At 46.8% G+C, this 12398-nt stretch carries 8 protein-coding genes; 1 reads left to right on the top strand and 7 read right to left on the bottom strand.

The genetic code is table 11. The features are described from left to right. Positions 1–83 precede the first annotated feature (83 nt). The 3 genes from fruA to fruB are packed head-to-tail and all read right to left on the bottom strand — an operon-like array spanning position 84 to position 3962. A complete protein-coding gene (gene fruA / locus L1D37_RS02065) occupies positions 84–1826 on the bottom strand; it encodes a PTS fructose transporter subunit IIBC (RefSeq protein ID WP_239846690.1) in 1743 nt (580 codons plus the stop codon). Between the two features lie 15 nt (positions 1827–1841). Further along, a complete protein-coding gene (pfkB, locus tag L1D37_RS02060; protein ID WP_239846689.1) occupies positions 1842–2819 on the bottom strand; it encodes a 1-phosphofructokinase in 978 nt (325 codons plus the stop codon). Positions 2820–2828: 9 nt separating this feature from the next. After that, positions 2829–3962 carry a fused PTS fructose transporter subunit IIA/HPr protein gene (gene fruB / locus L1D37_RS02055; protein WP_102534371.1) on the bottom strand — a complete coding sequence of 378 codons (1134 nt, stop codon included), beginning with the start codon at positions 3960–3962 and terminating at the stop codon, positions 2829–2831. A 384-nt stretch (positions 3963–4346) separates the two neighbouring features. On the opposite strand from fruB, the gene cra reads away from it, so the two are divergent. Continuing rightward, positions 4347–5351, top strand: coding sequence for a catabolite repressor/activator (cra, locus tag L1D37_RS02050; RefSeq protein ID WP_076668000.1), 1005 nt, complete (start codon positions 4347–4349; stop codon positions 5349–5351). Positions 5352–5401: 50 nt separating this feature from the next. Here the strand turns inward: cra and L1D37_RS02045 are convergent, their stop codons facing one another. The 4 genes from L1D37_RS02045 to nirB form a co-directional block, all read right to left on the bottom strand. Further along, the gene (locus L1D37_RS02045; protein WP_239846688.1) at positions 5402–7192 is read right to left on the bottom strand and encodes a bifunctional protein-serine/threonine kinase/phosphatase; all 1791 of its coding nucleotides are present in this window, start codon (positions 7190–7192) and stop codon (positions 5402–5404) included. Positions 7193–7336: 144 nt separating this feature from the next. After that, positions 7337–8806, bottom strand: a complete 1470-nt coding sequence (locus tag L1D37_RS02040) for a NarK family nitrate/nitrite MFS transporter (protein WP_239846687.1) — start codon at positions 8804–8806, stop codon at positions 7337–7339. A gap of 198 nt (positions 8807–9004) precedes the next feature. Beyond that, positions 9005–9349, bottom strand: coding sequence for a nitrite reductase small subunit NirD (nirD, locus tag L1D37_RS02035; protein WP_061031137.1), 345 nt, complete (start codon positions 9347–9349; stop codon positions 9005–9007). Between the two features lie 123 nt (positions 9350–9472). Further along, a complete protein-coding gene (nirB, locus tag L1D37_RS02030) occupies positions 9473–12055 on the bottom strand; it encodes a nitrite reductase large subunit NirB (RefSeq protein ID WP_239846686.1) in 2583 nt (860 codons plus the stop codon). Between the last annotated feature and the right edge of the window lie 343 nt (positions 12056–12398).

The raw sequence follows: 12398 nt of genomic DNA, 5'->3' as shown, positions 1-12398 counted from the left end.
TCCTCAAATGAGGAGCCTTTTGCTTTAAGTGTTTACCAAGAGCTATAGTTTATCAGGCTTAGCCGTTAAACAGAGTTGGGGGATTAAGCCTCTGCAGTCACTTTTGAATCGCTCATCTTTTTAAGAGCAGCGTAACCAAAACCTGTTACCGCTGTACCAGCTGCAATCGCCACCAGGTACATAAGTACTGGAGAGATAGCGCCAGGAATCAGTAGTACGAATAGACCGCCGTGTGGAGCCATTAGTTGTGCACCAAACATCATTGATAGAGCACCCGTTAGTGCACCACCTGCCATACATGCTGGGATAACACGCATTGGATCTTTTGCTGCGAATGGAATTGCACCTTCAGAGATGAAACATAGGCCAAGAACGAATGATGCTTTACCTGCTTCACGCTCGCCTGCTTCAAACTTGTCTTTCACTAGGAAAGTCGCAAGGCCCATACCTAGCGCAGGAACCATACCTGCTGCCATGATAGCTGCCATTGGTGCGTAAGTTTGCGAAGCCAGTAGACCAACACCGAATGTGTAAGCCGCTTTGTTTACAGGGCCACCAAGGTCGAAACACATCATTGCGCCAAGAATCACACCCAGAAGAATCGCGTTAGACGTTCCCATGTTGTTTAGGAAAGTTGTCATCGCGCTCATCACGCCAGAAACAGGACCACCTACGATGTAAACCATCACCAAGCCAGTGAACAAACTCGCAATAAACGGAATGATCAGGATTGGCTTGAGTGCTTCCATAGATTGTGGAAGTTGAACTTTGTCGGCAATGAACTTAGCAGAGTAACCCGCAATGAAACCCGCCGCGATACCACCTAGGAAACCAGCACCTGTAGAACTAGCCAGCATACCGCCGATTAGACCTGGAGCCAGACCCGGACGGTCAGCAATTGAGAATGCAATGAAACCAGCAAGAACAGGAATCATCAGTGCGAATGCAGAACCACCACCGATAGTCATCAGTGCTGCTGCCAGTGTGCCTTCTTCTTTAAACGCTTCGATACCGAATACGAAAGAAAGAGCGATGATCAAACCACCTGCAACAACCACAGGAAGCATGTGAGATACACCAGTCATTAGGTGCTTGTACACGCCTTTCTTCTCGTCAGCAGGCGCTGAATTTGAAGAAGCTGTGTGTTGGTATGGTTTAGCTTCTGCGAACGCTTTTTCCATCTCTTGCTTTGTTTTCTTCAAAGCAGGGCTTGTCGTTGTTTTGTATAGCGCTTTGCCATTAAAACGATCCAGTGGAACATCTATGTCGGCTGCGATGATAACAAGATCAGCGTCTGCGATTTCTTGGTCTGTCAGTTGGTTCTTCGCACCTACAGAGCCGCGAGTTTCCACTTTGATTTGGTGACCTAGGCGTTTGCCTTCTGCTTCAAGCGCTTCAGCTGCCATAAAGGTGTGTGCAACACCCGTTGGGCAAGCGGTAATCGCTACGATCTTTTTGCTGCCCGTCGCTGGTGAAGTGCCAGTAACCGCAACTGTTTTTTCAACTTGAGAAGCGTCTAATACCGTTGCTTCTGTTACCGCTTTCTCTAGAAATGCTTTTGCATCTGCAGTGCATTCAGAGATAGCCGCTTGATACACTTTCTTACCGACAAAACGTGCTTTATCAACGTTTGTGTTAGCTGCGATAACCACAACGTCGCTGCTGTCGATAGCGTCTTGCGATACTGGAGATTCAGGTAGCACGCTTGATTGACATTCAATAGCAGCGTTCCAACCCAGTGCTTTTGTCGCTTGCTCTAACAAGCCTGCGGCGATGATGCTGTTTGCTACGCCACTTGGGCAAGCTGTGATAATGGTAATATTCATAATAAACCTTTTGTCCTATTTGCTTGTGTCTAACTGGCTAGTTGGAGCACTAAGCGCCTGTAATTGGATATTTTGTAGTACTGAATCCAGCTCTTGTTGGCTGGTGATGCCCACGCCTACCTGTGAAACTGCTAGAGCAGATAGGGCGGTTGCGAATTTAATAAGTTCTGGTTTTGGCATCTGTTGCATGTGACCCCAACATAGGCCAGCAACTAAGGTGTCGCCTGCGCCTACTGTGCTCACCACTTGCATACGCGGCGGTTGAGCATGCAACCATTCACCTTGGTTTAGCCACATCACGCCTTCAGCGCCAAGTGATACCACGATGTTATCGATGCCTTTTTCACTCAGGGCTTGGCCTGCGTGTTGGCATTGGTCACGAGTTGTCAGTTCTGCATTGAACAGCTGAGACAGCTCTTCGTCGTTTGGCTTAATCAACCAAGGCTGAGCATTGATACCGGCTTTTAGTGCGTCACGGCTGCTGTCGAACAACACTTTTTTACCTAGGTCACGCAAGCGTTGTACCCAAGAAGCGCAAAGCTCTGGCGATACGCCTTGTGGCAAGCTGCCTGCAATCACGAAGTATTCGTGGTCTTCAGCCAGTTCTAGCAAGGTTTCTTCAAACGCTTTAACAGCGTCAGCATCAACAGGAACGCCTGGGAAGTTGATGTCGCTAACTTGGCCAGAGTTCTCAACCAGTTTTACGTTGATACGAGTCGCGCCATCAACACGGATGAAGCGGTCAGTTGCGCCCATCTGTTCGAACAGTTGGCAGAAGGCTTCTTCGTTATTGCGACCAAGGAAGCCAGTCACGGTTACTTTAGCGCCAAGCTCTGAAAGCACTTTTGCTACGTTTACGCCTTTGCCTGCTGCATGCAGTGAGCCTTTGTTTACTAGGCTAACTGAACCTACATTTAGTGCGTCGATAGCACCTGTCAGGTCTAGAGCAGGGTTAAGCGTAACGGTAACGGCTTTGATTTGTTTATCAGACATATCGATTCCTTAACCTTCACCAAGGCCTGAAGCGATAGCTTTGCCAATCGATTCAAGTGCTTGTGCTGCATCGTCACCTTCAGCAACAAACTGAAGCTGGTGGCCGTGTTTAACGCCAAGTGCGATGACTTTCATCAAGCTCTTCGCGTTCACTTCTTTTCCGTCGCCATCTAGGTTTGAAACGCGGATTGTTGATTCAAATTTCTTCGCTTCAGCAACCAACATTGCACCCGGGCGAGCGTGTAGGCCGTGTGCGTTTTTAATTTTGAATACTGCGCAGTTGTCATCGTCTTGAGAGGCTGTAGAAACCGCTTCACCTTTTAGAAGGCCAATTACTTGTGCTGCATCTGCAGTCAACAGTTGTTGTTGCTTACCTTCGAAAACCATCTTGCTTAGGTTTGCCAGAATAGATTGGTGCGCGCTGTTACAAGCTGCGAATGCGACTAATGCTTTCACTGGTGTGCCTTCGTACTCACAGTGGTTTGCTGTTGAAACAAACGATACGCCAGTGCGAGTTACGCCTTTATCGCTGCCCAACAACCACAGGCCTTGGCCTAGGTGAGTCGGTGTTTTTGTTACTAGGTCAGCAACGAATGCGTTGTCTGTGCAACCTGTGTTCTTAAGTAGGCCGCCCGCAACTGCAGACATTTGAACCATGTCGCTTGCAGGGAACAGTAGCTGAACCAAAGAAGCGTCTAGGTCGGCTTCTAGCTGAACTTCGCCATTAAGTAGGGCGATGATTTCGTCTTCTGATTTCGCTTGCTTTAATTTCTCTTCAACACCGTCTGCCGCTAGAACCTTTGTTAGTTGCTTAAGGATGCCTAAGTGCTCGTCAGATTTCGCAGCAATACCAATTGCTACGTAAACACGGTTGCCGTCTGCCCAATCAATGCCTTCTGGGAAGTGGTGAACGGCTACGCCTGTCTCTTTTACTAGGCCACGCGTGTCAGTGGTACCGTGAGGAATCGCGATGCCGTTACCTAGGAACGTTGAGTTCTGGTTTTCACGGTTCAGCATTCCTTCAACGTAGCCAGAGTCAACTAAGCCTTTCGCGGTTAGGTCGCCAGCAATGTTCTGGATAGCTTTGAATTTGTCATCGGCCGTTTGACCAAGAGTGATGTCAGATTTTGATAATTTAAGCATGGTGCCTCTTTAGCGTATCGCTTGAGAATTTGTGTATCGCTACGATTCAGTCTAGAGCAAGATTCATGGAGCTTAATTCTTTGCTTGCTCTTTGCTTTATGTTTGCTGAATCGGTTCAGCATTCAGTGTAAAAAAATTCAGCAAAGCCGATTTTGGTTTTCAAAATAGTTTTGCTGCGTGTCGTAATTTCAGTTTCGTTAACAACGAGAAGTTGAATTACAACAAATGACGCTCAATCCATTCAAAAGGATGATTGAAGTCACTTTTCAGATTTTGCTGAATCCTTTCAGCTTTTATACTGAATCGATTCAGCATATAATTCAACTAATCCAAGGATCAGAAGATTGGTTATATGATCCTACGCACAAAATACAGGTCACCCATATGACACTAGATGAAATTGCCAAACTAGCCGGTGTGTCGAAAACCACAGCCAGCTATGTGATTAATGGCAAGGCGCAGAAATACAGAATCAGTGAGAAGACGCAGCAAAAAGTGATGGCGGTGGTGGAAGAGTATAACTACCGTCCAGACCATGCTGCTTCGTCGTTGCGTGCTGGTAATAGCCGTTCATTTGGTTTGATTATTCCTGATCTGGAAAACAGCAGTTACGCGCGTTTAGCAAAATTGATAGAGCAGAACTCACGTAAAGTGGGCTATCAAATCCTGATTGGCTGCTCAGATGATGATGCAGAAACCGAACGTAAAGTAGCCGAAGCTTTGGTGAGTCGTCGTATTGATGCCTTGTTGGTGGCAAGCTCAATGCCAGACGCCAATGAGTTCTACTTAAAGTTGCAAAACTCGGGCACGCCTGTGATTGCGATTGACCGTCCGTTAGACGATGAACACTTCGCTTGTGTGATCAGTGAAGATTTCGAAGCCGCGTTTGAACTGACGCATTCTATTCTTGATGACAGCATTCATAGTGTTGGTTTGATAGGTGCACTGCCAGATTTAAATATCTCACGCGAACGTCAGCTAGGTTTTGAAGCCGCAAATAAAGCGCATACTCAACAAACAGGGCTGACAGAAAACAAGCCGATGGTTGTGGGTTATGGTGAGCACTTTGATCGTGAATCCGGTCGAGAAGTGTTTGAAGAGTGGATTGCTAAAGGTACAGTGCCCGATGCGATTGTGACTATGTCTTACACCTTGCTAGAAGGTGTATTGGATGTGATGGTTGAAAAACCAGAGCTGATCAATCAAGTGAAACTGGCAACCTTTGGTGATAACCGCTTATTGGATTTCTTGCCTTTCAAAGTTCATTCACTGCCGCAGCAATTTGAGGTCATCGCAGACAGTGCATTTGCTTTGGCATTAAATGCGTCGGCTAAGCGTTACCAAGCGGGTATCGAGCTTGTGCCAAGAAGCTTAGTCAAACGAGGCTAGCTTTCGTTTAACAGTTAGTCAGAGCTTAACGGCTAGCTTTTGTTTAACCGTTAGCTAGAACCAAGCAATAAGACTAACTCTACGATAGCGACAACGCCGAGCAATAGAGCCAACACCTTCCAGAACTGAATAGGGTGGCGGTTTATCAAAGGTTGCTTGGCTTTGTGCTTCATTAGGTTTTGATTGGGTGTGTAGAGGTCTGCCACAAAATCGCCTAAAACCTGATATCGCTTGGTCGGTGATTCTGCACACGCCTTTTGCAAAACTAAATCAATCCAAGCCGGTAAATCCGTTCGTTTTTGTGTCAGCGGTTGGTATTCCCATTGATGATGGCGTGATTGCTTGAGCGATTGCGCGCTCATTTCAGAGTAGGGTAATTCGCCCGTTAGCATTTCATAACCGATTACCGCGATAGAGAACAAATCCGAGCTTGTCGTAGCTGTGTTGTACTTAATGCTCTCTGGTGCAATGTAATTCACCGCGCCGAGTGGCGTTGGGTCTTTGTCTGTTTGTTCTCCCTCTTCAATTCCTCTTACTAACACCGCACCAAGGTCGATGATCTTGATGTCGCCATCGCGCTGAATCATGATGTTTTCTGGTTTTAAGTCTCTGTGCACCATGTCGGCTCGTTGCAATACACGAATGCCTTGAGTGATTTTCTCGAGTATCTCACGCACTTGTTCGAGCGAGGGCTTAGGGTTGTCGTACATCCACTGCCTTAGCGTGACACCTTCAACCAATTCGCAAATTTGATATAGGAATTGAGAGTGTTCTGGCGTTGGGTAAACCTTCATGACTTTCTTATTTTTCAATAGCATGCCAGCCCATTGCTCGTTAAAGAAAGCCCTTAGCTGAGCTGGGTCATCATGGTATTGAACCGAAGGTACTTTGAGGACGAATTCGGTTTGTGTCTCTTTCTGCATCACACGATACACATGGCTTCGAGTGCCTGCATATAACACCTCAAGTACCATAAAGTTGTCGATGCTCTGGCCAAGCTTTAGCGCTGGTGGAATCGCGCGCTTAGAGAGCTTTTCGTGAAATTCGATTAATGACGGTGTAGGGAGGTGAGTAACTTCGACAATCAAGCAGCTCACATTGTCTGCACTATTGTGGCTTAACGCTGTGTTACAGATGGTTTGAGCCGCGTGTTCGAAATCTGCACCGGGTTTATCGATGTGCTCTTTAAACGTGTTAGGGGAAACGAACTCATGCACACCATCCGATGTGAGGATAAAGCGGTCATTCTTCTTGATGGGTAAGGTTTGATAGTCAACGTTGAGCTGATTATCCATGCCCAATGCTCTGGTTAAGTAATGCTTCTGTCCCATGTTCTTGCGAGTGTGGTCGCGGGTCAGTTGGCGTAATTCTCCATCTCTTAGCAAGTAAATGCGGCTGTCACCAACATGGAATAGATGAGCGGTGTTCGATTTCAATATCACACAGCTGAAAGTCGATACTAGGGCATTGTGGTTAACTTGCTGCGAAGGGTGAATGTGAGAAACTGAGGTGTTGAAGAGCCAAGAATTGAGCGAGGTTAGGACTTTTTGCGCCGAACGCTGAATACTCCAACTTTGTGGGGTCGCGTAATAGTCGTCAATAAACTGCATCACACTGGTGTGACTGGCTTTCTGGCCGTGTTCACTGCAACTGGCACCGTCGGCTATGCAGGCAACACTGCCTTTTAGTTCTTGCTCTACGCGAGTCTTCGGGTGTTTTACAATGATGGCGTCTTGGTTTTCATCACGTACGCCTTTATTCGAATAACCACCAAACTTCAAAGTCAGTTGGTTATTGGTTTCTGGCTTGATGACTTGCCCTTGGCTGAATGAAATCGTCATAACTGGTCTTCTTCTTAACTGGCCGTTTTCTCGTCTGCTTAAGAGCAAACCTGAGAAAGAACAAAAGCTCTAGCGAATGCAGAGCCTTTGAACGAAGTAACCGAGTGTCGCAAGCCCGGTTACTTCTCCCGATTCAATAAGTGATTAGCTCGAGACGTTAATTAGCGTCACGCTACCGTCGTCGTTCACTTCGGCAATTTGACCGTTGGGTTCTTCCATGAACATCAGAGTAACGAAGCCGAGAACCGCCGTTGCAGCAATCACTAAGAAGAAAGTTTGGTAACTTACGAATGAAAGTACCGTTAGGTAAACCACCGCACCCACGTTACCGTAAGCGCCTGTCATACCTGCAATCTGGCCTGTCATACGACGCTTAATCAGTGGTACTGTCGCAAACACCGCACCTTCACCCGCTTGTACGAAGAAAGAACATGCCATTGCAGCAACAACCGCTAGCCATACAGGCCATGTGCTGTCTACTTGACCCATTGCGAAGTAACCCACAGCCAAACCTGCTGTTAAGATAAGTAGCGTTGGTTTACGACCGAATTTGTCCGAGATCCAACCGCCACCTGGGCGAGACATCAAGTTCATGAAGGCGTATGCCGAAGCCACCATACCTGCTAGAACTGGCGTTAATTCAAAAGTTTCAGAGAAGAACAGAGGCAGCATAGAAACTACCGCTAGCTCAGAACCAAAGGTCGCGAAGTAAAGAACGTTCAGTACCGCAACTTGCTTAAATTTGTACTGGTGAATCTCTGGCACTTCTTCTTTAAATACGTTCTTGTTTACTTTCCAAACCTGAGATACTTCGTAAACATACAGGGCAGCAAGCACTACATACACACCGTAAACTGCTGTGTCTGAAAGCATGCCAATACCTGATGGAGACAGTTTCCAAGCCAGTAGAGCCAGTGCCGCGTACATAGGGATCTTCATGAAGAGTAGAAAGAAAAAGTCACCCTTAGACGTCACTTCCATTGCTGTTACTTGAGCAGGCTTGAAGTAAGTAGAACCTTTTGGCGTGTCGGATACGTTTTTGTAGAACACCACTGAGAACAGTAGGCTCATTACACCTGTGATACCGACCGCATAACGCCAGCCTTCATCACCGCCAAATACCAATGCCAGTGTAGGAAGTGTGAATGCTGCCGCAGCTGAACCAAAGTTACCCCAACCACCGTAGATACCTTCTGCAGTACCTAATTCATTGTGTGGGAACCATTCAGAAACAAGGCGAATACCAACCACGAAACCTGCACCGATGAAGCCCAGTAGGAAACGAGCGATAGCGGCTTGAATGAAAGAATCAGCCAGTGCGAACATGAAACACGGGATCGAACAGATCGCGAGTAGCAAAGAGTAGACGAGCCTTGGACCATAACGGTCGGTGAGCATACCAATGGCGACACGCGCCGGAATGGTTAAGGCAACGTTTAAGATAAGAAGGGTTTTGATCTCTTCAGTGGTCAATCCTAGGCTGGTTTTTACCATTTGTAGCAGGGGTGCAAAGTTAAACCACACTACAAACGTGATAAAAAAGGCCATCCAGCTAAGGTGTAAGACCTTCATCTTACCTGTAAACGAAAACAGCGAAAATTTTGAGTTATCCATGTTTTAAATCCTTTAAATATGGAAAGAGTCTAGAGTTATCTAGCCGTCCACATGCCAACTCCGTAGCTTGCCTAGACTGTTAATTATAGGCGGCTAAGGCATGTTAATGGGTGAATTTGAAAGTACAACCTTTTAGTTAGGCGATAACTTGTTGTTAGTTGAACACTTGTTGCTAATTGCTAACTAGTCGTCAGATGATTAACTTGCCAACGCTTCGGGTGCCAGTACTTGAATCTGATTGCCTTGTCGGCGCACTTCAAAACGGGTTAGGGCATGTTCAGGTTCTTCCAAACAAGCGCCAGTCTCTAGATGGTAATGCTGCTTGTAGAGCGGAGAGGCCACATAGGGTTCTCCACTTAACGAGCCGATAATGCCGCGAGACATAACGTTGGCTTTCCCCACAGGGTCGAAATTCGATAGGCCATAAAGCTTGTCGCTGCGTTTGCAGTAAAAGATGGCGACTTGATGATCAGCTACTTTGGCGCACACACCCGCATTGGGTGACAGTTCCTCTTGCGAGCAAACAGTGGTCCAGTTTTCCATGACAGTCTCCTTGTCAATTTGTTGAGTCTTTGATTTTGTTCCATTTCCTAAAAAAGAAGGCCGTAAAGAAGGTCGCTAGCAGCATGTTGCCGAGATCGAAGGTGCTGCTAACGACCAAACTGGCTACGAGACTTCCGTAATTTCAATCTGTTCAGTGCTGTTTAACGCTTGGTTACGTTCCGCTTCTTGGTCGGTGTTGACCGAAGGTTTCGGGAAGCGTTGTTCGCGCTCTTTAATGAACGAGAGGCTAGAGTCCATTTCTTCACTGTTGATGTAGTGTTGGAAGCGCTTCATCTTCACTGGATTCTCGATAGTGGTTTTCCACTCACACTGGTAGTTTTCGATGTTGAGCGCGATGTCGGCTTCTAGCTCAGCGGCGACACTGAGTTTGTCTTCAATCACTACCTCTTTGAGATACTCCAAGCCACCCTCTAAGTTTTCCATCCAAACAGAAGTACGTTGCAGGCGGTCAGCAGTACGTGTGTAGAACATCAACACGCGGTCGATGTATTGAATGAGAGTTTGCTCGTCTAAGTCGGTCGCGAATAGGTCGGCATGACGTGGGCGCATACCGCCATTACCACATACATAAAGGTTCCAACCTTTGTCTGTGGCGATAACACCGATGTCTTTTGATTGAGCCTCGGCACACTCACGAGTACAGCCAGATACCGCAAATTTGATCTTGTGTGGTGAACGCAAGCCCTTGTAGCGGTTCTCTAGTTTAATCGCGAGGCCAACACTGTCGTTAACGCCGTAGCGACACCACGTGCTGCCCACACAAGATTTCACCGTACGAACCGACTTGCCGTAGGCGTGGCCAGTTTCAAAGCCCGCATCAATCAGCTTCTTCCAGATAGCCGGCAGTTCATTAAGTTGAGCACCAAACAGGTCGACACGCTGACCGCCAGTGATCTTGGTGTAAAGGTCGTATTCCTTAGCCACTTCACCCAGCACAATCAGTTTGTCTGGCGTGATTTCACCGCCTGCAATACGTGGAACCACTGAGTAGGTGCCATCTTTTTGCATGTTGCCAAGGTAGATGTCGTTGGTGTCTTGCAGCTCGATGTGTTCATCTTTAAGGATGTAATCGTTCCAGTAAGAGGCGAGAATCGAACCGACCGCAGGCTTACACACGGTACAACCAAGGCCTTGACCATGAGATTCAAGCAGCTCATCGAATGTTTTGATCTTATTGACGCGGATAATGTCGGTCAGTTCTTGGCGAGAATAAGCAAAGTGCTCACAGATATCGTTCGATACTTCTACGCCTAGGTTGCTCAGTTCGCTGTCGAGTACTTGTTTCGCTAGGGCAGAACAACCACCACAACCTGTAGACGCGTTGGTTGTCTCTTTCAATGCAGACATTGTGGTGCAACCTGCTGACACCGCTTCTTTGATATCGCCTTTGGTCACATCGAAACATGAACAAATCACGGCGCTGTCTGGGAGGGCTTCGACACCCATTGCGCTGCCTGAGTCGTCAGCAAGGTTTGGAAGAATCAGTACAGAAGGGTTCTCTGGTAGAGGCATATCATTTTGCTTGATTTGCAGCAGTGAACCGTACGCGTCTGCATCACCGACTAATACGGCACCGACGATCTTCTTACCATCAGCAGAGACAATCAAACGCTTATAAACCTGTTCAATTTCATCGTTGTAGGTGTAAGACTGAGCGCCTTCGGTTTTGCCGTGCACTTCACCAATACTGGCTACGTCTACACCCAGTAATTTAAGCTTGGTGCTCATGTCGGCGCCGGTAAAGCTGCTCTCATCTTCACCATTAGAAAGGATATGACTTGCAGCCACCTTCGCCATTGAATAGCCCGGAGCCACTAAGCCAAAGATCTTGTTGTCCCATAGGGCACATTCACCAATCGCGTACACGTTGTCGAGGTTGGTTTGGCAGTTGTCGTCAATCACAATGCCGCCACGTTCACCAATGGCGATGTCAGAGCTGCGAGCCAGCGCATCTTGCGGGCGAATACCTGCAGAGAACACGATCATATCGGTTTCCAGATGTGTACCGTCAGCAAAGTTCATGCGGTAGCGAGACGTTTCACCCGCCACAATTTCAGAGGTCGCTTTCTCGGTGTGAACTTGCACACCCAAGTCTTCAATTTTACGTCTTAGTAGCGCACCGCCACCATCATCCAATTGAACTGCCATCAGGCGAGGAGCAAACTCAACCACATGAGTTTCTAGGCCAAGGTTCTTAACCGCGTTCGCTGCTTCCAAACCCAGCAAGCCACCACCAATGACCACGCCCGATTTGCTCTGTTTACCCGATAGCTCAATCGCATCGAGATCTTCAATCGTACGGTACACATGGCAGTGTTCCTGATCGTTACCCGGAATCGGTGGTACAAACGGGAATGAACCCGTTGCAAGAATCAGCTTGTCGTAGCTTTCAACGTGGCCGCTGTCGGTAATAACCGTTTGATTTGTTGTATCAAGCTCAGTGACTTGTGCGTTAATCAGATACTTAACGCCGTTTTCTTGGTAATAAGCTTCGCTTGTTAAAGCCAAATCGTCGGCTGTCTTACCGCTGAAGTAGGCCGTAAGTTGAACACGGTCGTAGGCAAGGCGCGATTCTTCACTGAAGGTAATAACTTCATATTGGTCTGAATCAGCTTGAATGATGTTGTCGATAAATTTGTGGCCAACCATGCCATTACCAACGACGACAATCTTTTGTTTGCTCATAGTAAATTCCTTTTTTGCTGGCTTCCTAGCGTTTCTAAACTGCCCACTCTCTGGTGGATAATGTGCTGTTCTTCCAATGAACTGAAAACTGTAAATTTTGAGTTGTTGGCAAATAGGGCAGCAAGTAGGATGCCAGATAAAAATAGATATCGAGAAAAATAAAAATAATCATTTAAATCAGTAGTTTAATTAAATTGCAAATGGCTCAATTACCCCTAAAGTGGTAGATTTAAAAAAGAGAATATTTATGAAAATGAGCCTTTGTGGTGCAAAATTGATCAACATGGTGCAAAAATCTCAATATTTCGCTAGTTACATTTAATTAACATTATTTTTTGTAAGT

The sequence above is a fragment of the Vibrio sp. Isolate33 genome, assembly GCF_022397895.1.
Classification (GTDB): Bacteria; Pseudomonadota; Gammaproteobacteria; order Enterobacterales; family Vibrionaceae; genus Vibrio; species Vibrio pomeroyi.
The sequence above is the reverse complement of the archived record's forward strand: the minus strand, read 5'-3'. Positions and strand labels throughout refer to the sequence as shown.